The organism is Pseudomonas sp. BNK-44-b (genome assembly GCF_047456245.1).
Classification (GTDB): Bacteria; Pseudomonadota; Gammaproteobacteria; order Pseudomonadales; family Pseudomonadaceae; genus Aquipseudomonas; species Aquipseudomonas machongensis.
The window spans coordinates 2,960,080-2,986,262 of record NZ_CP179908.1 but is presented as its reverse complement, the minus strand read 5'-3'; the positions used below and the strand labels follow the sequence as shown (position 1 = coordinate 2,986,262).

Genomic DNA, 26,183 nt, shown 5'->3' with positions numbered 1-26,183 from the left:
GCGCCATGCTCTGGGCCTGCATCCTGCTGCCGCAGCTGGCGCTGGACACTGTTCAGCGCGGGCGGGACGACGCCGATTCGCCGCTGGTCCTGCTTGGCGGCCCAGCGCAACGACGGGTGTTGCAGGCGGTCAATGCGGCGGCCGCCGACCTGGGGCTGCGCGCTGGGCAGACGCTGACTGCCGCCCGGGCTCTGGCTGACGGCTTCACCTGTGTCGAGGCCGATCCGGCGCGCATCGACGAAGTACAGCAACTGTTAGCGGCCTGGGCCTATCGGTTCAGCGCTCAGGTCAGCCTGCACTATCCGCGTGCGTTGTTGCTGGAGGTGGGGTCGAGCCTGCAACTGTTCGGTCCGTGGGCGAGTTTCGAGGCGCGTCTGCGTACAGAACTGCAGGAACTCGGCCTGCGTCATCGCATTGTGCTGGCGAGCAATCCGGTGGCGGCGCGCATGCTGGTCAACGGGCACGATGGCCTGGCGCTGACCTGCGCCGAGCAGACGCGCGCAGCATTGGCGAACATGCCTCTGGATCGGGTCGGCTTGCCTGCCGATGCCGCCCAGGCCCTCTCGCGCATGGGGTTGCGCCGGCTGGGCGAGGTCATGGCCTTGCCGCGTGATGCCCTGGCCAAGCGTTTTGCTGCGCCTGTGCAGTTGCACCTGGACCAACTCTTCGGCCAGCGTGCGCTGGGGCTGGATTTCTATCAGCCGCCAGACCGGTTCGAGTCCAGGCTGGAGCTGAATTTCGATGTGGAATCGCACCAGGCATTACTGTTTCCCCTGCGCCGGCTGATCAATGATCTGGCCGCTTTTCTTGCCGGGCGTGACTGCGGTGTGCAGCGCTTCGAGCTACATCTGGAGCATGTAGAAGGGCCGGATACCGTGCTGAAGGTCGGCTTGCTGGCGGCCGAGCGCGAAGCGGCGATGCTCTTCGAACTGGCCCGTGGCCGGCTGGAACCGCTGCGCATTCCGGCGCCGGTGCGCAACGTGCGCCTGCTGGCCGCCGACCTGCCAGCGTTCGTGCCACAGCATCGCGCGCTGTTCGATCCGCGTTCGCAGCAAGCCCAGCCCTGGGAGCAGTTGCGCGAGCGCTTGCGTGCCCGGTTGGGCGACGAGGCGGTCAAAGGCCTGCGCGCAGAAGCCGATCATCGCCCCGAGCACGCCTGGCAAGCCAGCGAGCAGGGCGCTGCGGGCAGCCTGGCAGTCGCGCCCGGCAGCCGTCCTGGCTGGTTGCTGCCCCAGGCCCTGGCCTTGCCCGAGGGCGGCCTGCAATGGCTTGGCCAAGCCGAGCGCATCGAATCGGGCTGGTGGGATGGCGGTGATGTGCGCCGCGACTACTACCGCATCGAAACCCGCGAAGGGTTGCGCGGTTGGGCCTACCGCGACCTCGCCCAACCCGGCCCCTTGTGGCTGCAGGGCTGGTTCGCATGAGCCTGCCTGAGTACGCCGAGCTGCATTGCCTGTCGAATTTCAGTTTTCAGCGCGGCGCCTCCAGCGCCGACGAGCTGTTTCGTCGTGCCCAAGAGCAGGGCTATCAGGCCCTGGCAATCACCGACGAATGTACCCTGGCCGGGATTGTTCGCGCCTGGCAGGCGGCCCGCGAGCATGGTGTACGGCTGATCGTCGGCAGCGAAGTGCAGGTGCAGGATGGGCCGCGCCTGGTGCTGCTGGTGGAGAACCTGACCGGCTACCAGAGCCTCTGCGCGCTCATTACCCGCGCGCGGCGCCGGGCAGAGAAGGGCGAGTATCGATTGCTGGCTGAAGACCTGCAGGCGCATTGCTCAGGCTTGCTGGCGCTGTGGATCGCTGACGACCCTGGCGACCCCGAACCCGGCCGCTGGTTGCAGGCACTGTTCCCCGAGCGGCTGTGGCTGGCAGTGCACCAGCACCGTGGCAGCGAGGACGCAGCGCGCTTGCAGCGTTTGCGTGCCCTGGCCGGGCAACTGGCGATTCGCGCCGTGGCCTGTGGCGACGTGCACATGCATGTCCGTGGTCGTCGCGCCTTGCAGGACTGCATGACCGCGATCCGCCAGCACTGCACGGTGGCCGAGGCCGGGCGTTACCTCTACCCCAATGGCGAACGCCACCTGCGCAGCCGCGAGCAACTGGCCGAGCTGCACCCCGGCGACCTGCTGAGCGAAACCCTGGTCATTGCCGAGCGCTGCCGCTTCGACCTGAGCGAGCTGAAGTACCAGTACCCCCATGAGCTGGTCCCTGAAGGCCACAGCCCGGCGAGCTGGTTGCGTCATCTGTGCGAGCAGCGCCTGTCGATACGCTGGCCGCAGGGTGCCAGCGCCGAGGTGTACCAGACGCTTGAGGGCGAACTGACGCTGATCGAGGAACTGGGCTACGAAAGCTACTTTCTCACCGTCCACGACATCGTCGATTTCGCCCGCCGGCAGAATATCCTCTGCCAGGGGCGGGGCTCTGCGGCCAACTCGGTGGTGTGTTTCGTGCTGGGGATCACCGAGCTCGACCCAATGACCCACCGCCTGCTGTTCGAGCGCTTTCTCTCACGTGAGCGCAATGAACCGCCCGACATCGATGTGGACTTCGAACACGACCGCCGCGAAGAGGTGATCCAGTATGTGTTCAGGCGCTATGGCCGGCACCGCGCGGCGCTGACCGCGGTGGTCAGCACCTATCACGCTGCTGGCGCCGTGCGTGACGTGGCTCGGGTGCTGGGACTGCCGAGCGACCAGGTGGATGCCCTGGCCAAATGCTGCGGGCGCTGGAGCGATCGCATTCCCGATGCGCAGCGCCTGGCCGAGGCTGGTTTCGAGGCGCAGAGCCCATCGTTGCGGCGTATCCTGGTGCTGGCGGGTGAGCTGATCGGTTTCCCTCGACACCTGTCGCAGCACCCTGGCGGTTTCGTGATCTGCGAGCAGCCACTGGACCAGCTGGTGCCGGTGGAGAACGCCGCCATGCCCGAGCGCACGGTGATCCAGTGGGACAAGGACGACCTGGACATGGTGGGTCTGCTCAAGGTCGATGTGCTTGCCCTGGGCATGCTCAGCGCCCTGCGCCGTTGTTTCGATCTGCTCCGGCTGCACCGTGGGCGCGAGCTGACCCTGGCCAGCATCCCCCAGGAAGACCCCGCCACCTACGCGATGATCAGCCGCGCCGAGACCATGGGGGTGTTCCAGATCGAGTCGCGGGCACAGATGGCCATGCTGCCGCGCCTGCAGCCGCGCACCTTCTACGACCTGGTCATCGAGGTGGCGATCGTGCGGCCCGGGCCGATCCAGGGGGACATGGTGCATCCCTATCTGCGGCGGCGTCTGAAGCAAGAGCCGGTCACCTATCCTTCGAAAAAACTCGAGGCGGTTTTCGAGCGGACCCTCGGTGTACCGTTGTTCCAGGAACAGGTAATGGAACTGGCGATGGTCGCGGCCGACTACACCCCAGGCGAAGCCGACCAGTTGCGCCGCAGCATGGCGGCGTGGAAGCGTCATGGCGGGCTGGAGCCGCATCGGCTGCGCTTGCTCGACGGCATGTTGCGCAATGGTTACGAGCTGGCCTTTGCCGAACGCATCTTCGAGCAGATCAAGGGGTTCGGCAGCTATGGCTTCCCCGAGTCCCACGCCGCCAGTTTCGCCTTGCTGTGCTACGCCAGCAGTTGGCTCAAGTGCCACGAGCCGGCGATCTTCACCTGCGCGTTGATCAACAGTTGGCCCATGGGGTTCTACAGCCCCGACCAGCTTTTGCAGGAGGCCCGTCGCCAGGGCATCGAGGTGCGACCGGTGGATGTCGTTCACAGCGCCTGGGACTGCACCCTGGAACCGCAAGGCGGTGATGCCCTGGCGATTCGCCTGGGGCTGCGGCAGGTTCGTGGTTTCGGCGAGGACGATGCCCGGCGCCTGGAGCAGGCGCGGGCGCAGCGGCCATGGCGGGATGTCGAGGATCTGTGCCTGCGTGCGTCCCTCGACAGCCGCGCCCGCGCGCGCCTGGCCGATGCCGGTGCCTTGCGTGCCCTGGCTCGCGATCGCCATCAGGCGCGCTGGCAGGTCGCTGCCGTGCAGGCGCAACTGCCGTTGTTCGCTGGGGTCGAGTCTGCGCCTGAGAGCGAAGTGAGCTTGCCGACGCCGAGCATCGCCGAAGACCTGTTCGCCGACTACGCGACCCTGGGCACCACACTTGGCCCGCATCCTTTGACCCTGCTGCGTTCACGCCTGCGCGCGCTGGGTTGCCGCAGCTCTCGTGAGCTGGATGGCTTGAGCCATGGCGACAGCGTTGCCGTGGCCGGCATCGTCGTGGGTCGCCAGCGCCCCCAGACGGCCAGCGGCGTGACCTTCGTCACCCTGGAAGACGAGTTCGGCATGCTCAACGTGGTGGTGTGGCGGGATCTGGCCGAGCGACAGCGGCGAGCCCTGGTGGGCTCGCAATTGCTCAAGGTCAGTGGCCGCCTGGAGCAGGAAAAGGGTGTCAGACACCTGATCGCGCGGCGGTTGGAGGATGTCAGTGGGTTATTGCGGGGGCTGGATGTGAGGAGTCGGGATTTTCATTAGCCTTCCTCACCCTCGCCTGACATGCCGCACCAACACCTTCTCCAGCAACTCCCACATCCCGGGATCCGTACTGAATGCCACATTGAACCGCATCCACCCCGTGGCCTGCGCATCGACCATGAACAACTGCCCAGGCCCAAGCATGATCCCCTGTTCCAGCGCATCGTCGAGCAGCGCCGCACTATCGGGAATGGCCGGGTGACGGGTCCAGATGTACATGCCTTCATCCGATTCGATGAACAGCTCGAAGCCCAGCCGATGCAGGTGTCTACCCACTTCCTGATGCGCTTCGGCCAGGCGCTGGCGCAGGCGCTTGAGGTGCTTGCGCCAGCGACCGTCGATCACTGCGGCGTACACCACCCGCTCCATCACCTGCGAGGTGGTCAGCCCTGAACGCATCTTCAGCTGCAACAGCTGCTGCATCACCTCGGCTTCGGCCACCAGGTAGCCCACCCGCACGTTGGGCGAGATGCTCTTGGAGTAGCTGCCCACGTATACCACCTGCTGCAGATGATCGAGGCTGGCAAGGCACGGCTGTGGCTCGGCGATCATGTCGGCGTAGAGGTTGTTCTCCACCAGGCGCAAACCATGCTGCGACGCCAGTTGCAGCAGGCGGTGCAACTGCGCGAGCGGCGTGCGCGAACAGGTCGGGCTGTGCAGGTGTGGCTGGGTGAAGAACACCGTCGGGCGATGGTGGGCGAGCAAGCGCTCCAACTGGTCGAGGTCGTAGCCCACCGGTGTGCGCGGGACGCCCACCAAGGTCGCGCCCTGAAAGCGCAGGATGCTCATCAGGTTGGGATAGCCTGGGTCGTCCACCAGCACCACGTCACCCGGTCGCACCAGGGTGCGCACGGCCAGGTCCAGCGCCTGGCTGGCGCCATGGGTGAGCATCAGTTGCGCAGGGCTGGCGACGATCGACAGCTCCTGCTGCAGGTTCTGCGCGGTCAGCGCGCGCAGTTCAGGCAGGCCCATCGGATCACCATAGCCAGACAGCTCCAGCGGGCTGCCGGCCACCTGGCGCATGCCGCGACGCAAGCCATCTTCGTACATCCAGTCGTTGGGCAGCCAGCCGCAGCCGGGTTTGAATGGCAGTTGGCGGGTTTCGAAGATCTGTTGCAGGTACCACTCGGAGTTGAACGATGGTCGGGTTGTGTCAGCTTGCGGGGTATGCGTGTCGAGCAACTCGCCCGCCGAGCGGCTGACGAAGAAACCCGCGTTGCCGCGACTGACCAGCAGCCCCTGGGCCACCAGGCGGTCGTAGGCTTCGACCACGGTGAAGGTGCTCACCGAGTAGGTCGAGGCAAACGCGCGGATAGACGGCACCTTGGCGCCGGGCTTGAGGGTCTGGTTGTCGATGAGCTCGCGCAATCCGTCGATGATCTGGTTGACCAGCGGGGTAGGGGAGTCGGGATGTAGTCGCAGCATGGGGTGCCTTCAGGTGTGCGTAACGCCAAGCGCCTGCAGGGTGTCGCGGGTGTATTGCATTGGCGGCCTGTACAGTGCAGTGCGAGTTTCATGCCACTGTGCATGGCTCTATGTGGCGGACATTTTTACATTAGGTGTCAGATATCGCCAGATGCAACACGTTCAGTTCGCCCGAGCGGCAACCCTCGGGCGCGTCAGCAGGCCGCCATGGATGGTCTGCGTGTGTTCTTCACACCTCCTGCCCGCAATAGCGCTGATGTACAGGTGAGGCCGATAACCATCGGGGTTTCACAGTTTTTCCTTGGATAAAAAGAAGCACGGGGTACACAACTGATGGACGCAACATCCACATCCACCACCTCCGCGGAAGGCGGGCACGAGAGCAAGCTCAGTGCCTCGCTCAAGTCGCGCCACCTGACGATGATGTCGATCGCCGGGGTCATTGGCGGCGCCTTGTTCGTCGGCTCCGGCAGCGTGATCCACAGCGCCGGCCCAGCGGCTGTCCTGGCGTACCTCGCCGGCGGCATCCTGGTGGTGCTGATCATGCGCATGCTCGGCGAGATGGCGACCTCCTCGCCGGACACCGGCTCGTTCTCCACCTACGCCGACCGCGCCATCGGGCGCTGGGCCGGTTTCACCATCGGTTGGCTGTACTGGTGGTACTGGGTCATCCTCATGGCCTGGGAAGCCTACGTGGCGGGCAAGATCCTGCATGGCTTCTTCCCTGGTGTCAGCGTCAACGTGTTCGTGCTGGCGACCACCTTGCTGTTGATCACCGTGAACTTCTTCAACGTCAAGCACTACGGCGAGTTCGAGTTCTGGTTCGCCTTGATCAAGGTGGTGGCGATCGTCTGTTTCCTGGTGGTGTGTACCGCCGCAGTGATGAACGTCTGGCAGTTCGGTGAGGTGCGCGGCATCACCCACCTGACCGCCGAAGGCTTCATGCCCAACGGCATCACCACGGTGATCGGCGCCTTGCTCGGCGTGATGTTCGCCTTCCTCGGTGCCGAGATCGTGACCATCGCGGCTTCGGAAGCGAAGGACCCGGCTACCCAGATCGTCAAGGCCACCAATTCGGTGGTGTGGCGTGTGTGCCTGTTCTACGTCGGCTCGATCTTCCTGATCGTCTGCCTGGTGCCGTGGAACGATCCGCACCTGGGCGTTTCCGGCTATGGCGCCTACCGTCGCACCCTGGAACTGCTGGGTGTGCCGTATGCCGAGCTGCTGATGAACTTCGTGGTGTTGACCTCGGTGAGCAGTTGCCTGATCTCCGGCCACTACACCGCTTCGCGCATGCTCTTCTCGCTGTCGCAGCGCGGTGATGCACCGTCGTTCTTCAAGATCACCCGCACCGGGACCGGCGTGCCGGTATACGCGATCCTCGGCTCCTGCGCCGTGGCGGTGGTCTGTGCGCTGATCAACTTCAGCGAGACCCTGCGCCCGAAGGACGTACTGGAAACCCTGATGAACACCACCGGCATGATCGCCCTGCTGGTGTACCTGGTGATCGCCTTCTCGCAACTGCGCATGCGCCGCAAGCTGATCGCCGAGGGCCGTGAGGTGCGCCTGAAGATGTGGCTGTTCCCCTGGCTGACCTACCTGGTGATCGCCTTCATCGTTGCCGCACTGGTGACCATGGCCTTCATGCCTGACTACCAGATCCTGGTGATCTCCACCGGCATCGCCGCGGCCATCGTGGTGGCCATGGGTGTGGTGCATCAGATCCGTAGCGCCAAGCGGCACTGATCGCTACCTGAGTTGTACTGAAAACGCGGCCGGCTCCTCCAGGGACCGGCCGCGTTTTCATTTGCGCCGCACCAGGGTCAGCCAGTCGGTGTAACGGGCGACCTTGATCGGCAGGGTGGCCTGCAGGTCATCCAGGGCCTGGTCGGTGTCGTCCAGGGCCAGGTCGTCTGCGACCTTCAGGTCGGCCAGCGAGGGGGCATCGAACAGCAGCAGGCCACGGTGGTGCCGGGCCAGGCGCTCGAGGGTTTCGTTCAATGGCTGATCATCGCCGGGTAGGCGCTCCAGGTACCAGGCTGCCTGGGTATCGCCGGTATCGACCTGGGTCAGGGTGCCGGGGGTGATGCCATCGAAGCGCAACTGCTGGCCGCGGTTGAGCGAGCGTTGGCGGTCGTTGCCCGCCAGTTCGACCCGCCCCTCCAGCACGGTGACTTCGCTGCTGTCCTGCAGCCGTTCGACGATCAGTTTCGCGTCCAGCGGCCGCAGGCTGCCGTGTGGGGTGACGATGAACAGCGGGCGGGTATCGCCCCGTGCCACCTCCAGCAACAGTTGGCCCTTGAGCAGGTCGATCCGTCGCTGGGCGCGGTCGAACGTCAGGTCCACGGCCGACCCGTTGTCCAGGGTCAACAGGCTGCCGTCCTCCAGTTGCCGGGTCAGGCGGTTCTGGCTGTCGGTGGACAGGTCGGACAGCTCGAAGCCCTGGCCCATCCAGGGCGAGGCGAGCAGGAAGGAGGCGCCGATCAACGCAAGGATGGCCAGAGGCAGGGCAAGACGCGGATAGGGGAAGGCATTCATGGCAAGCGACGTGTGGAGGTTATGCGGATGACCTCCAGCATAGGCTGTCGGTTCCTGTTTTCGTTCAGGCGAAGCGGATCGGTCAGACCGATACCCCGGACGTTCGGGAAAAGGCCTATGCTAGCGCTTCCAACTGCCGAAGGAGTCGCCCATGGCCTGGTCCGCCACCCAATATTCGCTCTTCGAAAATGAACGCACCCGCGCCGTGCGCGATCTGCTCGCGGCCGTGCCACCGCGGCCGGTGCGCCATGCCACTGACCTTGGTTGCGGCCCTGGCAACTCCACCGAGGTCTTGCTGCAACAGCATGGCGACGCCCAGGTGCTGGCCTTGGATAGCGACCAGGACATGATCGACAAGGCGCGCGAGCGACCACGCCTGAAGGTGCCGCGGGTGCGTTGCGAGGTAGCCGACATCGCCACCTGGAAGGCTGCCGAACCCCAGGACCTGATCCTCGCCAACGCGTCGTTGCAATGGGTGCCGAACCACCGTGAGCTGTACCCGCACCTGATCCGCCAGCTTTCCGAGGGCGGCAGCCTGGCGGTGCAGACTCCCGACAACCTTGACGAGCCTGCCCACAAGCGCATGCGCGAGATTGCCAGCCAAGGCCCGTGGAAAGACAAGTTCAGCGATTTTTCCTTGCCACCGCGACACAGCGGCGCGTTCTACTACGACCTGCTGAGCCCGCTGTGCGAACGCGTGGATGTGTGGCGTACCACCTATCACCATGTCCTTGAGGGCGGCGCGGGCGCCGTGGTGGAGTGGTTCAAGGGTTCGGGCCTGCGGCCGTACCTGGCGCGGCTGGACGAGGCCGAGCGCGAAAGCTTCCTGCAGCTCTACTTGCAGGCCATGGAGCAGGATTACCCGAAAGCCACCGATGGCAAGGTGTTGCTGCCGTTCCCGCGGTTGTTCGTGGTCGCTACCCGCTAGCACGCCACCCGCGCCAGAGCACATAGCCGTAGATGCCAAGGTTGAGCAGCAACACGATCAACCCGAGCAGCACCTGGATCTGCGGTGTCAGCCCTGCAGGGTAGATCAGCGGCCAGACATAGTGCTCGACGAACCCACCCTGGTAGCCAGCCTGGCCGACTGCCAGGCGCATGCGGTTTTCCCAGCCCGTCAACGGGCACTGCAGATGCAGGCATTCCACCGAAAGCCCCCACGCCAGGGCCGGCAGATGCAGGAGCAGGGCGCGGCGCCAGCGCAGCACCAGCAGGCCGCCGAACAGCACCAGCAGGATGAAGGCCAGGTGCAGCAGGACGAGGGCGTCGGCGCTTAGGCGGTAGAGCATGGTGGGCGGGGTCCGCTGTGGGGCGAGTCATCAGCATAGGGTAGATTGCAGGGTTGTCGGGGCCGGCCTGATCGCAGGGACGGCACCGATGGATTCACAGCGCCTCTTGCACCATCTGCAAAAATGTCGCCACCACTCGCCGCGTGCGTTGTTCGCTCAGGCACACCAGCGTCTCGGTCAGGTGGCGTTGGCAATCGACGATGGGCAGCGCACACACCCGTGAGTCGGCGCCGAACTCCGCCGCCGACACCACCCCCACGCCAATCCCCACCACCACCGCTTCACGCGCCGCTTCACGCCCCTCGACCTGGATGGCCGGGCGGATGCGCAGGCCCGCGCGCTGCATCTCTTCTTCCAGGGTCTGGCGTGTCACCGAGCCGGGCTCCCGCAAGACCAGCGGCGTGTCGTCCAGGTCGGCCAGGCTGATCGAGGCGCGGGTGGCCCAAGGGTGGTCCCGGGACACGAAGGCCACCATCGGGTCACGCCGCATCGGCACGCAGAACAGCCGCTCGTCATCGACGTCGCGCCCGAGCAGGGCCAGGTCGGCCTGGTAGCTGAACAGGCGCGCCAGCGACTCATCGGTGTTGCCCGTCTCGATCTTGACCTGAATCCCCGGGTAGCGCTGGCAGAAGCGCGCAACCTGCGGCAGTACGTGCACGGGGGCATCCACCGCCAGCACCAGGCTGCCGGTGTGCAGGGCTCGCGAATCCTGCAGCAGCTCCAGGGCTTCGGTTTCACAGGCGAACAGGCGTTGGCTGATGCCCAACAGGCGTTCGCCCAGGTCGGTGAGCTGCACCGAGCGCTTGTTGCGCTGGAACAGCAGCACGCCGAAGCGTTCCTCCAGCTTGCGCACCTGGTCGGACACCGCCGGCTGGGTGAGGAAGAGTTTCTCGGCGGCCCGGGTGAAGCTGCCGTGTTAGGCCACGGCGTGAAAGGCCTTGAGCTGCGCTTGCGAGACCGACATGAACACCTCGGAACAGATTCAGTTAAAAGCTGGGCTTATGTGTGAAATACGATAAATCGATTTTATTTATCAGTCATCAGCTGTTTCCATGTCGCTCAACCCGAGGCAGCGCCAAAAGCGCCTGCACCGGGCCATGGTCCAGCCAGATGACGTCCCTCCGTCATGCAGTGCGCAACACAACAACAAGACAGGCGTTTCTTCACATTCTGCCGGCACACTCAGCAAGAGGTCAGAGTCAAATGAACCAGTCTTTCGGTGCCATCAAGCGGTGGCGCATGCAGATCTTCGCCATCACCTGGCTGGCCTACGCCGCCTTCTACTTCACCCGCAAGGCCTTCTCGGTCGCCAAGCTTGGCATTGCTGAGGATCCAGGCTTCATGCTCGACAAGGCCGCCATGGCCAATCTCGACGCGATCTACCTGGCGGCCTACGCCGTGGGCCAGTTCACCTGGGGCATGCTCGCCGACCGCTTCGGCCCACGCGTGGTGGTACTCGGCGGCCTGCTGATCTCGGCCGCAGCAGCGGTGGTGATGGGCAGTTACGCGACCTTCCCGATCTTTGCCACCTGCATGCTGATCCAGGGCCTGGCGCAGTCGACCGGCTGGGCAGGGCTGTGCAAGAACATCGGCAGTTTCTTCCCGTCGTCCCAGCGTGGCCGGGTACTTGGGCTATGGAGTTCGTGCTACGCCTTTGGCGGCCTGGTGGCCTCGCCCTTTGCCGGGTGGTGGGCATACACCCTGGTTGGCAGCTGGCACGCAGCGTTTTTCTCCAGCGCCGTGGTGGTGGCAGCGGTGGCGCTGCTGTTCTTCTTCTTGCAGCGCAACAAGCCCGAAGATGTCGGCCTGCCGGCGGTGGAGCCGGAGCCGCAGAGCATGGCGCCAGGCGCGAACCTGTGCAGTGTCTGGGCGCCGCTGCGCGAAATCCTGCGCAACCGCACGGTACTCACGTTGGGTCTTGCCTACTTCATGCTCAAGCCGGCGCGCTACGCGATACTGCTATGGGGCCCGGTGATCGTTTTCGAGCAGATGCCCTCGGTGGGCAAGGTGGGCGCGGCGATCATTCCCACAGCCTTCGAGCTGGCCGGGTTGCTCGGCCCAATCCTGATCGGCCTGGCCTCGGACAAGCTGTTCGGTGCCCGGCGCATGCCGGCGTGCGTGATCAGCCTGGTGCTGCTGACCTTCACCCTGGCTGGTTTCATGGCCGCAATGCACAGCGGCAGTGTGGTGCTGGTCGTTGCGCTGTTGTTCGTCATGGGCCTGACCCTGTACGGACCTGACTCGATGATCAGCGGTGCTGCCGCGATCGACTTCGGCACCGCCAAGGCCGGCGCCACCGCCGCCGGTTTCGTCAATGGCTGCGGCTCGGTGGGCGCGGTGCTCGGCGGCCTGCTGCCGGGCTATTTCGACAGCGTCACGGTGTTCATCGTGTTCGCCGGTACTGCGCTGTTCTCCGCCCTGGTGCTGCTGCCGCACTGGAACAGCCGCCCGGCCAGTGCGGAGGCGGTACATGACGTGGCCCCCAATACCGGCATGGCGATCAAGCCGGTACGTACCTGAAGGAAAGTGAAACGATGAGACCGTTCTGGCTGCAACAGGCCCTGGATCCGCAAAACGAAGCGGTATGCCCGCCGCTGCAAGGTGATGTGCGCTGTGATGTGTGCATCGTCGGTGGCGGCTATACCGGCTTGTGGACCGCGCTGATGCTCAAGGAGGCGGTACCGGCGCTGGATGTGCTGCTGATCGAGGCGGATATCTGCGGCGCCGGTGCCAGCGGGCGCAATGGTGGTTGTGCGCTGTCGTGGTCGGCCAAGTACTTCACCTTGGAGCGCTTGTTCGGTGTGGCCGAGGCGGTGCGCCTGGTCCGTGAGTCGGAGCGCAGTATCGCGGCCATCGGCACGTTCTGCGCCGAACATCACATCGACTGCGACTACCGCATGGACGGCACCTTGTACACCGCCACCAATGCCGCCCAGGTCGGCAGTACCGATGCGGTGATCGCCGCGCTGCAGCGCCAGGGCATCAACTCGTTCCAGCGTCTGGCGCTGGATGAGGTGCAGCGCCGGGCAGGCTCTGACCGCCACCGGGAAGGCTGGTTCTCGCCAGCGGCCGCCACGGTACAGCCGGGCAAGCTGGTGCGTGGCCTGCGCCGGGTCGCGCTGCAGCGTGGCGTGCGCATCCACGAGGGCACGGCGATGACCAGCCTTGAGCACGGCGCCCCGGTGCAGGTGCGCACCGCCCACGGCACCGTGCGTGCCGACCGGGTCGTGCTGGGCCTGAATGCGTGGATGGCGCGACAGTTTGCGCAGTTCGAGCGCAGCGTGGCGATCGTCTCCAGCGACATGGTGATCACCGAGCCGTGCCCCGAACTGTTGCGCCAGACGGGCCTGGAGACCGGCATCAGCGTGCTCGATTCGCGCATCTTCGTGCATTACTACCACAACACACCCGACGGTCGGCTGATGCTCGGCAAGGGCGGCAATACCTTCGCCTATGGCGGGCGCATGCTGCCGGTCTTCGATCAGCCATCGCCCTATCGATCGCTGCTGAAACGGACCTTGGGCGAGTTCTTCCCGGCGCTGGCCGAGGTGCCGCTGGCCGCGAGCTGGAACGGGCCATCGGATCGCTCGGTGACCGGCTTGCCGTTCTTCGGCCGGCTGGACGGGCAGGGCAACGTGTTCTATGGCTTCGGCTATTCCGGCAGCGGGGTAGGGCCTTGCCACATGGGCGGGCAGATCCTTTCGTCGCTGGCCCTGGGGATGGACAACGCCTGGACGCGCTCGCCCCTGGTCAAGGGGCCGCTGGGGCAGTTCCCGCCGGAGCCGATCCGCTACCTGGGGTCGCTGATGGTGCGCGATGCCGTGCGGCGCAAGGAACGCGCCGAAGACCGAGGGTTGCGCCCACGGCGGCTGGATGTGCGGTTGGCGAAGTTCGCGGCGGCGGCGGGGAAGGCGGACAAGGGCTGAGTCGGTGTGGGCATTTTCGCGGGCAAGTCGGGTCGCCGCACCGCCGCTCCCACAGGTACCCACCGCTTGCAGGGGCGGCGGTTCGCCGCTACGAGCTGCCCGCGAATGTCCGCCATGCGATTTCTTGTCGATCCCACCCGCGAGGGCGTATAAACTCTCCGCACTTTTGGCCGGTCGCTTCCTGAACCGGCCGCTGAGACAAAGAGAGTCGAGATGGGCGCACAGTGGAAAGCCAAGCATAGAGAAACGGCCGCCAACGCCAAGGGCAAGATCATGGGCAAGTTGGCCAAGGAGATCCAGATCGCGGCCAAGTCGGGCGCTGACCCGGACATGAACCCGCGTCTGCGCTTGGCGATCGCCCAGGCCAAGAAAGCTTCGATGACCCGCGAAACCCTCGAGCGTGCGATCAAGAAAGGCGCTGGCCTGGATGGCGAGGCGGTGCAGTACCATGCCGTCAGCTACGAGGGCTTTGCGCCTCACCAGGTGCCGCTGATCGTCGAATGCCTGACCGACAACGTGAACCGTACCGTCGCCCAGATCCGGGTGCTGTTCCGCAAGGGCCAGCTCGGCGCAAGCGGCTCGGTGGCCTGGGACTTCAACCATGTCGGCCTGATCGAGGCCACCCCGGAGGGTGGTGCCGACCCGGAAATGGCCGCCATCGAAGCTGGCGCCCAGGACTTCGAGGACGGCGAGGAAGAGGGCTCGACCCTGTTCATCACCGACACCACCGACCTGGACGCGGTGCAGAAGGCCCTGCCCGAGCATGGTTTCACCGTCACCTCGGCGAAGATTGGCTATACCCCGAAAAACCCGGTGAGCGCCGCCAGCCTGAGTGCTGAAGCCCTGGCCGAGGTCGAGGCCTTCCTCGAGGCGATCGACGAGAACGAAGACGTGCAAAACGTCTATGTCGGTCTGACGGACTGACTTCCTGCCGGGCCGCCTCGCGGCCCGATGGGCCCCGCCATGGGGCCCTCCACCTCACCCGCGCAGGTCACCCCATGACCCCCACCTTCGCCTCACTAAGCCTGGCCCACCTGCGCACCCTCGATTGCCTCCTGCAATTGAAGAACCTCAGCCACGCCGCCGAGCGCCTGGGGTGCAGTCAGTCGGCCCTCAGTCGGCAGCTCGCTCACCTGCGCGATGCCTTCGGCGACCCGCTGCTGGTCCGCCAGGGGCGCGGCTATGTGCTCAGCGAACATGCCGAAACCTTGGTCGAACCCTTGCGCCAGGTGCTCGATGAGCTCAGCGCCCTGCGCCAGCCTGCCGCCTTCGACCCGGCGCGTTGCGAGCGGCGTTTCTGCATCGCTGCCTCCGACTATGTGGCCGAGCACATCCTTCCGGACCTGGTGACGGCACTGGAGCATGAGGCGCCCGGGGTGTCCCTCGAGTACCGCACCTGGCAGGCCGGCCAATACGCCTCGCTGGCCAGTGGTGAGGTCGATCTGGCCACCACACTGTTCGATGAGTCCCCGCCCAACCTGCATGGCCGGCTGCTCGGTGAAGACCGTGCGGTGTGCCTGATGGCGGGCGGGCATCTGCTGACCGCCTGCACCACGATCAGCCAGGACGACTACCTTGCCTATCGCCATGTGCGGGTATCCGGCGGCGGCGACAAGGACAGCTTCATCGACCGACACCTGCGTGCCCAGGGCCTGCAGCGACGCATGCAGCTGCAGGTGCCGTTCTTCAGTGCCATGGTGCAGGTGATCGGCAATGGTCAGGCGTTGGCCACGGTGCCGGAGCATATCGCCCGCCAGCTTTGCCGTTTGCATGGCCTGGCCTGGCGGCCGCTGGGCTTCATCGAGCACAGTCAGCGCTACTGGGTGGTCTGGCACCAGCGCTTGCAGGCCTCGGCCGAGCACCGCTGGTTGCGTAACCGGGTATTCGAGCTGTGGCGCCAGTCGTCGTTTGGCGTGCAGGGCGGGGATGCGCGGTTGCGATAGCAGCTATGCGCGAAACGGGGTTATTGCCCGATGGTGGGTTGCCTAGACTGGGCTTATTGCGGGGTGTCGGTGCTGACACCTCATCCCTTCGCCCAGGAGCCAGCCCAGTGACCCCCGAACAATTCCGCCAATACGGCCACCAGCTCATCGACCTGATCGCCGACTATCGCCAGACCGTCGGCGAGCGCCCGGTGATGGCCCAGGTCGAGCCCGGCTACCTCAAGGCCGCGCTGCCCGAGGCTGCGCCGCAGCAGGGCGAGCCGTTCGCCGCCATCCTCGATGATGTCTCCAGCCTGGTGATGCCCGGCCTGTCGCACTGGCAGCATCCGGACTTCTACGGCTACTTCCCCTCCAACGGCACGCTGTCGTCAGTTCTCGGCGACTTCCTCAGCACAGGGCTTGGCGTGCTCGGCCTGTCCTGGCAGTCCAGCCCAGCCCTGAGCGAGCTGGAGGAAACCACACTCGACTGGCTGCGCCAACTGCTGGGGCTGTCGGTGCAGTGGAGCGGGGTGATCCAGGACACGGCCTCCACCAGCACCCTGGTCGCGCTGATCAGCGCACGTGAGCGCAGCACCGACTACATCCTCGCCCGCGGCGGCCTGCAGGCCCAGGACAAGCCGCTGATCGTCTACGTCAGCGCCCATGCCCACAGCTCGGTGGACAAGGCCGCACTGCTGGCCGGGTTCGGCCGCGACAACATTCGCCAGATCGCAACGGACGAGCGCTTCGCCATGATCCCCGAAGCGCTGCAAGCCGCCATCGAGCAGGACCTGGCCGCAGGCAACCAGCCCTGCGCCGTGGTTGCCACCACCGGCACCACCGCCACCACGGCCCTGGACCCGTTGCGCCCAGTTGGTGAGATCGCCCAGGCGGCGGGGTTGTGGCTGCATGTCGATTCGGCGATGGCAGGCTCGGCGATGATCCTCCCCGAATGCCGCTGGATGTGGGACGGCATCGAGCTGGCCGACTCGGTGGTAGTCAATGCGCACAAGTGGCTGGGCGTGGCCTTCGACTGTTCGATCTATTACGTGCGCGACCCGCAGCACCTGATCCGGGTGATGAGTACCAACCCCAGCTACCTGCAGTCGTCGGTGGATGGCGAAGTGAAGAATCTGCGCGACTGGGGCATACCGCTGGGGCGGCGGTTCCGGGCGCTGAAGCTGTGGTTCATGCTTCGCAGCGAAGGGGTCGAGGCCTTGCAGCAGCGCCTGCGCCGAGACCTGGAAAATGCCCGGTGGTTGGCCGAGCAGGTCGCGGCGGCGCCGGGTTGGAAACTGCTGGCGCCGGTGCAGTTGCAGACCCTGTGCATTCGGCATGAACCAGAGGGGCTGGACGGTGAGGCGCTGGATGAGCACACCCGTGGCTGGGCAGACCGGCTCAATGCTTCCGGCGATGCCTACGTGACCCCGGCCACCCTGCAAGGTCGGTGGATGGTACGGGTGTCGGTCGGCGCGCTGCCGACGGAACGGGCGGATGTGGAGCGGTTGTGGAGAAACCTGCAGGCGGTGGTCAAGGCTTGAGGTTGCCGGGGCCGCTGTGCGGCCCCGACTGTCTTACGGGCTCACCACCTCGAAGCTGCTTTTGCGGCTGGCTTCATAGGCGTCCTTTTCCAGCGGTTTGGCCTGCGGGTTACCCAGGTCTTCCATCGCCATCCGGTAGGTTTCAGGCGCCACATAGGCGGCCAGTGCACACACGCAGGTGATGGCGAAGGCCAGTGCCCCGACTACCAGCCAGATATGCTCCGAACCGGGTGGGGCGACGGCTGCGAACAGCGCCGGCAGCATCGCCGTGAGCATGGTGCCGATGTTCTGTGCGATGGCCATGGCCGACACCCGGTAGCGGGTCTGGAACAGCTCGGGGTAGAAGCTTGGGAACACAGCGTTGTAGCCCTGGTAGACCATGCCCCACATCAGGATCGAGCCGACGAAGGCCAGTGGCACGTTCTGGATGCTGATCGCATACAGGTAGACGAACGCCAGCAGGCCCGATCCCAGGCACCCGGCAATCATGGTCGGGCGCCGGCCGATGCGGTCCGACAGGTTGCCCACGAACGGAATCACCAGCACCGCGACGATATTGCCCACCACCGGGATCCACAGGTACACGCTCTTGTCGAAACCGATGCCGTAGGCCGGCTGCACCGCATAGGCCGCGCCGAAGATGGTGGCGACCACCGGGATCACGTTCATCAGTGCCATGAACATCACCAGCACCATGTGTTTCCAGCTGTGGCGGAACGCTTCGCCGATTGGGGACTTGGCCACCTTGTCCTGTTTTTCTTCCTGAACGAATGCCGGGGTTTCGTGCACCTCCTTGCGGATGATGAAGCCTGCGATCAGCACCACTGCACTCATCAGGAACGGAATGCGCCAGCCCCATTCGTTGAACGCTTCGCTGGGCATGAAGTAGGCCAGTGGCAGGAATACCGCAGCGGCCATCACTTGGCCGGCCTGCACGCCTTGCAGCGTATAGCTGGCGTAGTAGCCGCGACGCCCGAAGGGCGCGTGCTCCATGATCATGGAACTGGCGCCGGAGATCTCTCCGGCCACGGCGAAGCCTTGGACCAGGCGCAGGACCACCAGCAAGGCAGGGGCGAGGAGGCCGATGTCGTGGTAGGTGGGCAGCAGGCCTACGGCCATGGTCGAGATGCCCATCAGGAACATGCACAGCAGCAGCACGTTCTTGCGTCCTCGCGTGTCACCCCAATGGCCGAGCACGAAGGCGCCGACCGGACGAGCCAGGTAGCCGACGCCATAGGTGGCAAGGGAGGCGATGATGGCCATCTTCGGGTCACTGGACGGGAAGAAGATCTGCGGGAAGATCAACGCTGCCGCCTGGGCATAGATGAAGAAATCGTAGTACTCGAGGGCCGAGCCGATCCACCCGCTGGCGGTGGCTTTCTTGGCCTGTGAAGAGTGGGCCATGGTGTCTCCGTTGTTCTTGTTGGTTGTCGGATGGCGGTCGCCCTCGGGCAGGCATGAGCCCGGATGGCGGCGACTGAATCCATGGTGGTCCAGGGTTCTGCGGTGAATCAATTCGCCTGGCTGGCTTTTGTTCGATTACCGAACACAAACTAACCATTTCGTACAAAGTGCATTGCCGTCCCGACTTTACCTGCGAATAATCGATCCTGCCATCGTCGAGAACAAGCAGGCTCACAGGTCAGACGAACCCGCGCCTGTACAAACAACAAGGAACTCAACATGCAGCGTTTGATCGCCACCGTCTCACTCAGCGGTACCCTGCCTGAAAAGCTCGAAGCCATCGCTGCCGCAGGCTTTGATGGCGTCGAGATCTTCGAGAACGACCTGCTCCATTACGCCGGTGCCCCGCGTGAAATTCGGCAGCGGTGTGCGGACCTGGGGCTGGCCATCACGCTGTTTCAGCCGTTTCGCGACTTCGAGGGCTGCCGCCGTGATCGCCTGCACAAGAACCTCGACCGCGCGGCGCGCAAGTTCGACCTGATGCAGGAACTGGGCACCGACCTGGTGCTGGTGTGCAGCAACGTGCAGCCCGATGCGCTGGGCGATGAGCAACTGCTGGTCGATGACCTGCGCCTGTTGGCCGAGCATGCCGGGGCGCGGGGCCTGCGCATCGGTTACGAAGCCTTGGCCTGGGGGCGTCACGTCAACACCTGGCAGCAGGTGTGGCACTTGGTGCGCAAGGCCGATCATCCGGCGCTGGGGGTGATTCTCGACAGCTTCCACACGCTCTCGCTCAAGGGCGACCCCAGTGCGATCCGCGATATTCCCGGTGAGAAGATTTTCTTCGTGCAGATGGCCGATGCGCCGATCCTGGCCATGGACGTGCTGGAGTGGAGTCGGCATTTTCGCTGTTTCCCCGGCCAGGGCGAGATGGACCTCGCAGGTTTCCTTGCGCCGATCATCGCCAGTGGGTATCGCGGCCCGCTGTCGCTTGAGATTTTCAACGATGGCTTTCGTGCCGCGCCTTCGCGTCAGAACGCCGCCGATGGTCTGCGCTCGTTGCTGTACCTGGAGGAAAAGACCCGCGTGCGGCTGGCCGAGCAGGCGGTCGCAGTGGAACCCGGCGTGCTGTTCGCACCGCCTGCGGCGAGCCGTTATGACGGGGTGGAGTTCGTCGAGTTCGCCGTAGATGACGCGGTCGGTGCACGGCTGGGTGGGTGGCTGAAGCGCCTGGGGTTCGCCGAGGCCGGTCAGCACCGCAGCAAGGCGGTCAAGCTGCTGCGCCAGGGTGATATCAATATCGTGCTCAACGCCGAACCCTATTCCTTTGCCCACAACTTCTACGAGGCTCATGGTCCATCGCTGTGCGCTGCAGCCTTGCGCGTGGATGACGCCCAGGCGGCGCTGCAACGGGCAATGGCCTATCGTGGTCAGCCATTCCGTGGCCTGGTCGGCCCCAACGAGCGGGAAATCCCGGCGGTGCGCGCGCCGGATGGCAGCCTGATCTACCTGGTGGAGCCGGCCGGGGCAGGGCAGAGCATCTATGACAGTGATTTCTGCCTCGATCCGTCGGCCACTGCCGCTGGCGGGCTACAGCGCATCGACCACATGGCCTTGGCCTTGCCGGCCGAGGGTCTGGACAGTTGGGTGCTGTTCTACAAGAGCCTGTTCGACTTCACCGCCGACGACGAAGTGGTACTGCCCGACCCTTATGGTCTGGTCAAGAGCCGCGCCCTGCGCAGCCCGTGCGCGACGTTACGCCTGCCGCTGAACATCTCCGAGAACCGCAACACCGCCATCGCCCACGCCCTGTCGAGTTACCGTGGTTCGGGCGTGCACCATATCGCCTTCGACTGCGCCGACATCTTCGCCGAGGTCACGCGGGCCAAGGAGGCTGGCGTGCCATTGCTGGAGATCCCGATGAACTACTACGACGATCTGGCGGCACGCTTCGAGTTCGACGATGAGTTCCTCAGCGAGCTTGCGTACTACAACGTGCTGTACGACCGCGATGCGCAGGGCGGCGAGCTGTTCCATGTGTACACCGAACCGTTCGAGGGGCGTTTCTTCTTCGAGATCCTCCAGCGCAAGGGGGACTACGCGGGGTATGGCGCGGCGAACGTGGCGGTGCGCCTGGCGGCGATGGCCAAGCTGCGCGCGAGTGCGGGTGGCTAGCAAGCCGCACATGCACCCTCGCGCTTCCCTGCACCGCCCGGCTCACGGATAATCCCCGCACATTCCAAACAACAGCCTGTGAGTCGGTATGAGTGATCCGCAAGTCAGCCTCGGTCAGCCCGCGGGCGGGGCGCGCAAGTCGCGCAAGAACAACCCGGAGAAAACCCGCGAGGACATTCTCCAGGCTGCGATCCACGAGTTCGTCCAGCAAGGCCTGGCCGGCGCGCGGGTCGATGCGATCGCCGAGCGCACCGCCACTTCCAAGCGCATGATCTACTACTACTTCGGCAGCAAAGAACAGCTGTACCTGGAATGCCTGGTCAAGCTCTACGGCGACATCCGCAAGACCGAGCACAGCCTGGACCTGGAGTCGCTGCCGGTCGAGCAGGCGATCCGCCGGCTGGTGGAGTTCACCTTCGATCACCACGACCACAATGTCGACTTCGTACGCATCGTCTGTACCGAAAACATCCATTACGGTGAGTTCGTCAAGCAGGCGCCGGTGATCCGCGAAATGAGCAGCCTGGTGCTCGAATCACTGGCGCGCACCCTGCAGCGCGGGGTCGAGGAAGGCATGTTCCGTGCGGGCATCGAGGTCATCGACCTGCATATGCTGATGAGTTCGTTCTGCTTCTATCGGGTCTCGAACCGGCATACCTTCGGCCAGATCTTCCAGATCGACCTGGCGGACGACGCAATCAAGCTGCGCCACAAGCAGATGATCTGCGAAGCCGTGCTCAACTACATCCGCGCCTGATGCCCAGCATCGGCATCACTCGCCCAGCCGCTGCTCACGTGAAGGTGGGTAGCCGAAATACGCCGCGTAGCACTTGCTGAAGTGCGACACCGAAACGAACCCGCACGCCACCGCCACTTCCATGACCGACAGGTCCGAGTACTGCAGCAGCCGCCGGCTCTTGGTGATGCGCAGCTCCATGTAGTAGCGCCGCGGCGAGGTACCGAGCTGGGCCTGGAACAAGCGGTCGATCTGCCGACGCGAGCGGCCGCTGTAGGCGGCCAGCTGATCGAGGCTGAGGGTCTCTTCCAGGTTGTTTTCCATCAGCTCGACAATGGTGCGCAGTTGCAGGCTCATGGACTTCTTCGCCCCGGGCCCGACCTGGCGATAGCGGGCGCCGGAGAACGACAGGATCTCTTCGACACCTTCGGCCAAGGCATCGCCATACAGCCGGCGTACCAGGCCCAGCATCAGTTCCATGGCGCCATTGGGGCTGGCGGCGGTCAGGCGATCGCGATCAAGGGTGAAGCTGGCCGGCGTGATGCGCGTCTGCGGGCTGCGTTCGGCGAGGCTGGCACGCTGTTCGGGGTGGATGCTGCAACCGTAGTCGCCCAGCACCCCGGCGCGGCCGAGGAACCATGCACCGCTCCACAAGCCACCCAGGGCCATGCCGTGGGCCGCGCAGTCGCCCAGCAGGCGGTCGAGCTCGGGGTATTTGAGCGGGGTGCGCAGGCCGGCGCAGATGACCAGGAGGTCGGGCTCCTTGAGCTTGCGCGGGTCCAGCTCGCTGGCCACCAGTTCCAGCCCCAGGTCACTCAGCACTCGGTCACCTTCGAGCGACAGCGGGGTGAAGCGGAAACTGTCGGCTCGCAGCAGGTTGGCGGTGACCAGCACGTCCATCGCCACGGTGAAACTGGCCATGGAAAAATGCTCGAGCAGAACGAAGTCGACGCGGTACGGCACCTGTTCGTCGCTGGCGCCGGATTTGAGCCGCAACATGTTACTGGTGCTAGTCTTCTTGCTGAACTGGCGAGGCGTGGGCACAGCGGACTCCGTTTCCTTCGATGGCGCAGGGAGTGTGCTGGGAGTTGCGGGGAAAGACAATCACTGGCCGGATAATGCCGCGAGCCCTGCACTGGCGGTACGCGGATTGGAATGAACCCTTGGCGCCTGGCGTGAACAAATGCATTACATGCTCACAGGAGAACGCTCATGGAAATCGGAACGGTCTGGATCCTCGTCGCAGTGCTGGTGATTCTTCTGCAGATCTGGGCGATATGGCACATCATCGGCAGCGAGCGCCGTGCCGAGCGCAAGATGTTGTGGGTCGTGTTCGTGGTTTGGGCGCCGTTCCCCGGCCTGTTGTTCTGGGCCTGGCGCGGGCCGCGGGCGGTGAAGGGCAGGGCCGTGCTGGAAGAGAAATGAGCCTTGCCTGGCGCCTGTCGCAAGGACAGGCGCCACGGACTTGGATCTCGGTGCCGATACCTGGAAAAACCTGTCTGGGCGGGTAGAATCGGCGCTCCTGCCTTCAGCGAGCCTGCCCCTATGTCAGCGCCGTCACTCGAGCTGTTCCCGACCGGCCCTGAACACGCCGAAATCATCCGCAATCTTTATCAGTTCTATGCCTACGAGTCCTCGGACTGGGAGCAGGAAGACGTCGAGGCGGATGGACGTTTCTACCTGCACGAGGCGCACATGGCGCGCTACTGGCAATCGTCCGGTTGGGGCGCCAGCCTGGTGCTGGTCGACGGCTTCATCGCCGGTTTCGTGCTGGTCGAGCGTAGCGAGCTGCCAGGGGTCGAGGCCCTCGAGCTGGCCGACCTGTTCATCCTCAAGCGCTACCGCCGTCAAGGCATTGGCCGGGCAATAGCGTGCCAGATGCTCTGCAGTGGCGCGCATGACTGGCTGTTGCGCTGCTATCGGCAAGATGAAGCGGCCATGGCCTTTTGCAGCCGCGTCGTCGCCGAGTTGCCGCGCGCCGTGCAGGCAATCGCGCCGGAAGATGACCCGCAGTTGCACACATGGCGTGTCGCGGCGGTGCGTCACTGAGGTCCAGCAAGCGCGAATTTTTGTGATCCACTTCACAAAATCCTGTCGCTCAAAGGCATAATGCCAGTATCTTGAAAAACGGCCCCGCAGGTTCAGGAAGAATGCCATGTCGCTAGTCGCGAGCCCCGACGTCATGTACCGGTTGTTGATCCAGAGCGTGGTGGACTATGCCATCTACCTGCTGACCCCGGAGGGGGTGGTCGCCAACTGGAACCCGGGGGCGCAGCGCGCCAAGGGCTATGAGGCTGCCGAGGTTGTCGGGCAGCACTACTCGCTGTTCTACAGCGAGGCGGACCGCGCTGCCGGCCTGCCGCAAGCCAACCTCGAGCAGGCGCGCCGCTGTGGTCGTTTCGAGGAGCATGGCTGGCGCCTGCGCAAGGACGGCAGCCTGCTGCGCGCCCATGTGGTGATCGAGGCGGTGCATGACGACGACGGGCAACTGGTGGGTTTCGCCAAGATCACCCGTGATTGCACCGAGCAGTACCATGCACAGATGGCTCAGCGCGAGCAGGAGCGGCATTTCCGCCTGCTGGTGCAGGGCGTGCGCGACTATGCCATCTATATGCTCGACAGCGCCGGCCATGTGATCAACTGGAACGCCGGGGCCGAGCGAGCCAAGGGCTACAAGGCCGATGAGATCGTCGGCCAGCATTTCTCGGTGTTCTACACCCATGAAGACCGCGTCCGCGGCCTGCCCGAACAGGGGCTGGAGACGGCACGTCGGGAAGGGCGCTTCCAGGCCGAAGGTGTACGCCAGCGCAAGGACGGCTCGCATTTCTGGACCAGCGTGGTGATCGAGGCCATCCATGACGAGGACAGCGGCCAACTGATCGGTTTCGCCAAGGTTACCCGTGACATCTCCGAGCGTCGCCGCTACGAGCTGGAGCTGCTGCAGGCCAAGGAGCTGGCCGAGCAGTACAGCCAGGAGATGAGTACCCTGTCGCAGTTTCTCGATTCGGTGATCGCCAATATTCCAGCCTGTGTCATCGTCCAGGACCTGGTCAGCCAGCGCATCCTGTTGGCCAACCAGCAGGCCGAGCGCTTGTTCGGTGGCCAGGGGGCGAGCCTGATCGGCACGCTGCCCGCAGATTGCGCGGTGCCGGCTGCCGCCGAGTTTCTCGAGCAGCAACTGGCGCGCGGCGCACGCAGTACGAAAGGTTACGCCGCTGAAACCCGTGTCGAAACCGTCGCGGGAGCTCGCACCCTGCGCAGCCGCGCGCTGCTCAGCCAGAACCGCGACAACCAGGCCGATTACGTGCTGTTCATCGCCGAGGACGCCACTGAAGAACTGGCAGCCCACGCGCAGATCCACCACATGGCCCATCACGATGCGCTGACCGGCCTGCCCAATCGCACGCTGTTCCATGAGCGCCTCAAGCAGGCGCTGGCGCGCGGCGAGGACAGTGGCAAGCTGACCGCCACCTTGTGCCTGGACCTGGACAACTTCAAGAACATCAACGACTCCCTCGGCCATGCCTTCGGCGACAAACTGCTGCGTGCCCTGGGCAAGCGCCTGCGTCGAGAGCTGCGCGAGCACGACACCTTGGCTCGGCTAGGCGGGGATGAGTTCGCCGTGGTTCTGGCCGGGCTGGACAACCGCGAGGCGGCCTGCAACACCGCCCGACGCCTGATCGATGCGATCTGCCCGCCGTTCCAGATCGAAGGGCACCAGTTCGCTGTTGGTGTGAGCATTGGTATTGCCTTTGCGCCCGAGGACCAGGACAACGCCGAGCAACTGCTCGGCTACGCCGACATGGCCCTGTACGAAGCCAAGCGCAATGGCCGCAACCGCTACGAATGCTTCCATGTCGAACTCGACGTCGCCGCACGCCAGCGCCGCCTGGTGGAGACCGATCTGCGCACAGCCCTGCACCTGGGGCAACTGCAATTGCACTACCAGCCGGTGGTGGACCAGCAGTGCAACAGCGTCACCGGCTACGAGGCGCTGCTGCGCTGGGAACACCCCAGTCGCGGCCTGATCTTGCCCATGGATTTCATTCCCATCGCCGAGGAGACCGGGCTGATCCACGAGATTGGCGCCCGTGTGTTGAATCTCGCCTGCCAGGAGGCGGCGACCTGGGAAGGGCAGGAGGTGGTGTCGGTCAACCTGTCGCCGGTGCAGTTCAAGAACACTGGGCTGGTGCACACCGTTTCCCTGGCACTGTCGGACTCAGGGCTTGCCCCGCATCGTCTGGAGCTGGAGATCACCGAGTCGGTGCTGCTGGGCAACAGCGAGGAGAACGTGCGGATCCTGCGGGAGCTGAAGGAGCTTGGCGTGTCGATCTCGCTGGACGATTTCGGCACCGGCTATTCGTCGCTGGGTTACCTGCGCTCGTTCCCGTTCGACCGGATCAAGATCGACAAATCCTTCGTCCACGACATGTGCGACAGTCGCGAGGCGATGTCGATCATCCGCGCGATCACCGAGCTGTCCAACAGCCTGAAGATCAAGACTACGGCCGAGGGCGTGGAGTCGGCCGAGCAGATGGAGCGCCTGGCGGCAGAAGGGTGTTCGCATTTCCAGGGCTATTTCTATGGGCGACCGGCACCGGCCAGCGAGCGTCTGAAGACGCCGGGCAGGATTGTCAGGGACTGAGGCACGGTGTCTGCTTCGCGGATAAACTCGCCCTGACGCGGGCAAAAACACTTGCCATCCGGCGCCCCATCTCTTCTAAAC

General features: G+C 64.9%; 19 protein-coding genes and 1 pseudogene. 14 read left to right on the top strand and 6 right to left on the bottom strand.

Annotation, left to right across the window (positions count from 1 at the left end; genetic code table 11):
* The first annotated feature begins 5 nt into the window (after nt 1–5).
* Together ACMGGG_RS13445 and ACMGGG_RS13440 are read left to right on the top strand one after the other, a co-directional pair.
* A complete protein-coding gene (locus ACMGGG_RS13445) occupies nt 6–1,424 on the top strand; it encodes a Y-family DNA polymerase (RefSeq protein WP_054891569.1) in 1,419 nt (472 codons plus the stop codon).
* Nucleotides 1,421–4,501 (top strand): error-prone DNA polymerase, encoded by a 3,081-nt coding sequence (locus tag ACMGGG_RS13440; RefSeq protein WP_414155656.1) that lies wholly within the window; start codon nt 1,421–1,423, stop codon nt 4,499–4,501. Before ACMGGG_RS13445 ends, ACMGGG_RS13440 begins: the two co-directional genes overlap by 4 nt.
* 6 nt (nt 4,502–4,507) lie before the next feature.
* Here ACMGGG_RS13440 and ACMGGG_RS13435 read toward each other — a convergent pair whose 3' ends face one another.
* Nucleotides 4,508–5,926: a PLP-dependent aminotransferase family protein gene (locus ACMGGG_RS13435; RefSeq protein WP_054891567.1), complete on the bottom strand. Its 1,419-nt coding sequence runs from the start codon at nt 5,924–5,926 to the stop codon at nt 4,508–4,510.
* Between the two features lie 333 nt (nt 5,927–6,259).
* Here ACMGGG_RS13435 and ACMGGG_RS13430 point away from each other — a divergent pair, with 333 nt between their 5' ends.
* Nucleotides 6,260–7,672, top strand: a complete 1,413-nt coding sequence (locus tag ACMGGG_RS13430; protein WP_112898536.1) for an amino acid permease — start codon at nt 6,260–6,262, stop codon at nt 7,670–7,672.
* 57 nt (nt 7,673–7,729) lie between these two features.
* Here the strand turns inward: ACMGGG_RS13430 and ACMGGG_RS13425 are convergent, their stop codons facing one another.
* On the bottom strand, nt 7,730–8,464 hold the full coding sequence (locus tag ACMGGG_RS13425) for a FecR family protein (protein WP_414155655.1): 735 nt from the start codon (nt 8,462–8,464) through the stop codon (nt 7,730–7,732).
* 151 nt (nt 8,465–8,615) lie between these two features.
* Between ACMGGG_RS13425 and tam the strand changes: the two genes are divergently transcribed.
* A complete protein-coding gene (gene tam / locus ACMGGG_RS13420; RefSeq protein WP_063545259.1) occupies nt 8,616–9,392 on the top strand; it encodes a trans-aconitate 2-methyltransferase in 777 nt (258 codons plus the stop codon).
* Here the strand turns inward: tam and ACMGGG_RS13415 are convergent.
* Together ACMGGG_RS13415 and ACMGGG_RS13410 are read right to left on the bottom strand one after the other, a co-directional pair.
* Entirely contained in the window at nt 9,382–9,753 is a 372-nt protein-coding gene (locus tag ACMGGG_RS13415; RefSeq protein WP_414155654.1) for a DUF2784 domain-containing protein, read from the bottom strand. The genes tam and ACMGGG_RS13415 overlap by 11 nt on opposite strands.
* 94 nt (nt 9,754–9,847) lie before the next feature.
* Nucleotides 9,848–10,717, bottom strand: a pseudogene (locus ACMGGG_RS13410) (LysR substrate-binding domain-containing protein).
* Nucleotides 10,718–10,956: 239 nt separating this feature from the next.
* On the opposite strand from ACMGGG_RS13410, the gene ACMGGG_RS13405 reads away from it, so the two are divergent.
* The 5 genes from ACMGGG_RS13405 to ACMGGG_RS13385 all read left to right on the top strand — a co-directional run bounded on the left by ACMGGG_RS13405 (nt 10,957) and on the right by ACMGGG_RS13385 (nt 17,142).
* Nucleotides 10,957–12,273 (top strand): MFS transporter, encoded by a 1,317-nt coding sequence (locus tag ACMGGG_RS13405; protein ID WP_125929635.1) that lies wholly within the window; start codon nt 10,957–10,959, stop codon nt 12,271–12,273.
* Nucleotides 12,274–12,287: 14 nt separating this feature from the next.
* Entirely contained in the window at nt 12,288–13,679 is a 1,392-nt protein-coding gene (locus ACMGGG_RS13400) for an FAD-dependent oxidoreductase (RefSeq protein ID WP_063545257.1), read from the top strand.
* 213 nt (nt 13,680–13,892) lie between these two features.
* Entirely contained in the window at nt 13,893–14,603 is a 711-nt protein-coding gene (locus tag ACMGGG_RS13395; protein ID WP_414155653.1) for a YebC/PmpR family DNA-binding transcriptional regulator, read from the top strand.
* Between the two features lie 74 nt (nt 14,604–14,677).
* On the top strand, nt 14,678–15,622 hold the full coding sequence (locus ACMGGG_RS13390) for a LysR family transcriptional regulator (RefSeq protein ID WP_414155652.1): 945 nt from the start codon (nt 14,678–14,680) through the stop codon (nt 15,620–15,622).
* A 107-nt stretch (nt 15,623–15,729) separates the two neighbouring features.
* The gene (locus tag ACMGGG_RS13385; RefSeq protein ID WP_414155651.1) at nt 15,730–17,142 is read left to right on the top strand and encodes a DOPA decarboxylase; all 1,413 of its coding nucleotides are present in this window, start codon (nt 15,730–15,732) and stop codon (nt 17,140–17,142) included.
* Between the two features lie 33 nt (nt 17,143–17,175).
* On the opposite strand, the gene ACMGGG_RS13380 is transcribed toward ACMGGG_RS13385, so the two are convergent.
* Nucleotides 17,176–18,546, bottom strand: a complete 1,371-nt coding sequence (locus ACMGGG_RS13380; protein WP_054891558.1) for an MFS transporter — start codon at nt 18,544–18,546, stop codon at nt 17,176–17,178.
* Nucleotides 18,547–18,825: 279 nt separating this feature from the next.
* Here ACMGGG_RS13380 and quiC point away from each other — a divergent pair, with 279 nt between their 5' ends.
* Together quiC and ACMGGG_RS13370 are read left to right on the top strand one after the other, a co-directional pair.
* Nucleotides 18,826–20,721, top strand: coding sequence for a 3-dehydroshikimate dehydratase QuiC (quiC, locus tag ACMGGG_RS13375; RefSeq protein WP_414155650.1), 1,896 nt, complete (start codon nt 18,826–18,828; stop codon nt 20,719–20,721).
* A gap of 88 nt (nt 20,722–20,809) precedes the next feature.
* A complete protein-coding gene (locus ACMGGG_RS13370; protein ID WP_063545252.1) occupies nt 20,810–21,478 on the top strand; it encodes a TetR/AcrR family transcriptional regulator in 669 nt (222 codons plus the stop codon).
* 15 nt (nt 21,479–21,493) lie between these two features.
* Here the strand turns inward: ACMGGG_RS13370 and ACMGGG_RS13365 are convergent, their stop codons facing one another.
* On the bottom strand, nt 21,494–22,501 hold the full coding sequence (locus ACMGGG_RS13365) for a GlxA family transcriptional regulator (RefSeq protein ID WP_054891555.1): 1,008 nt from the start codon (nt 22,499–22,501) through the stop codon (nt 21,494–21,496).
* Between the two features lie 168 nt (nt 22,502–22,669).
* On the opposite strand from ACMGGG_RS13365, the gene ACMGGG_RS13360 reads away from it, so the two are divergent.
* From ACMGGG_RS13360 to ACMGGG_RS13350, 3 genes are all read left to right on the top strand, one after another.
* The gene (locus tag ACMGGG_RS13360; protein WP_054891554.1) at nt 22,670–22,882 is read left to right on the top strand and encodes a PLDc N-terminal domain-containing protein; all 213 of its coding nucleotides are present in this window, start codon (nt 22,670–22,672) and stop codon (nt 22,880–22,882) included.
* A 120-nt stretch (nt 22,883–23,002) separates the two neighbouring features.
* On the top strand, nt 23,003–23,506 hold the full coding sequence (locus ACMGGG_RS13355; protein ID WP_063545251.1) for a GNAT family N-acetyltransferase: 504 nt from the start codon (nt 23,003–23,005) through the stop codon (nt 23,504–23,506).
* Between the two features lie 106 nt (nt 23,507–23,612).
* Entirely contained in the window at nt 23,613–26,102 is a 2,490-nt protein-coding gene (locus ACMGGG_RS13350; protein WP_414155649.1) for an EAL domain-containing protein, read from the top strand.
* Nucleotides 26,103–26,183: the final 81 nt, after the last annotated feature.

Coding starts and splice junctions, on each gene's coding strand:
- ACMGGG_RS13445 (WP_054891569.1), top strand. CDS start 6: ATGCTCTGGGCCTGCATCCTGCTGCCGCAGCTGGCGCTGGACACTGTT.
- ACMGGG_RS13440 (WP_414155656.1), top strand. CDS start 1,421: ATGAGCCTGCCTGAGTACGCCGAGCTGCATTGCCTGTCGAATTTCAGT.
- ACMGGG_RS13435 (WP_054891567.1), bottom strand. CDS start 5,926: ATGCTGCGACTACATCCCGACTCCCCTACCCCGCTGGTCAACCAGATC.
- ACMGGG_RS13430 (WP_112898536.1), top strand. CDS start 6,260: ATGGACGCAACATCCACATCCACCACCTCCGCGGAAGGCGGGCACGAG.
- ACMGGG_RS13425 (WP_414155655.1), bottom strand. CDS start 8,464: ATGAATGCCTTCCCCTATCCGCGTCTTGCCCTGCCTCTGGCCATCCTT.
- tam (WP_063545259.1), top strand. CDS start 8,616: ATGGCCTGGTCCGCCACCCAATATTCGCTCTTCGAAAATGAACGCACC.
- ACMGGG_RS13415 (WP_414155654.1), bottom strand. CDS start 9,753: ATGCTCTACCGCCTAAGCGCCGACGCCCTCGTCCTGCTGCACCTGGCC.
- ACMGGG_RS13405 (WP_125929635.1), top strand. CDS start 10,957: ATGAACCAGTCTTTCGGTGCCATCAAGCGGTGGCGCATGCAGATCTTC.
- ACMGGG_RS13400 (WP_063545257.1), top strand. CDS start 12,288: ATGAGACCGTTCTGGCTGCAACAGGCCCTGGATCCGCAAAACGAAGCG.
- ACMGGG_RS13395 (WP_414155653.1), top strand. CDS start 13,893: ATGGGCGCACAGTGGAAAGCCAAGCATAGAGAAACGGCCGCCAACGCC.
- ACMGGG_RS13390 (WP_414155652.1), top strand. CDS start 14,678: ATGACCCCCACCTTCGCCTCACTAAGCCTGGCCCACCTGCGCACCCTC.
- ACMGGG_RS13380 (WP_054891558.1), bottom strand. CDS start 18,546: ATGGCCCACTCTTCACAGGCCAAGAAAGCCACCGCCAGCGGGTGGATC.
- quiC (WP_414155650.1), top strand. CDS start 18,826: ATGCAGCGTTTGATCGCCACCGTCTCACTCAGCGGTACCCTGCCTGAA.
- ACMGGG_RS13370 (WP_063545252.1), top strand. CDS start 20,810: ATGAGTGATCCGCAAGTCAGCCTCGGTCAGCCCGCGGGCGGGGCGCGC.
- ACMGGG_RS13360 (WP_054891554.1), top strand. CDS start 22,670: ATGGAAATCGGAACGGTCTGGATCCTCGTCGCAGTGCTGGTGATTCTT.
- ACMGGG_RS13355 (WP_063545251.1), top strand. CDS start 23,003: ATGTCAGCGCCGTCACTCGAGCTGTTCCCGACCGGCCCTGAACACGCC.
- ACMGGG_RS13350 (WP_414155649.1), top strand. CDS start 23,613: ATGTCGCTAGTCGCGAGCCCCGACGTCATGTACCGGTTGTTGATCCAG.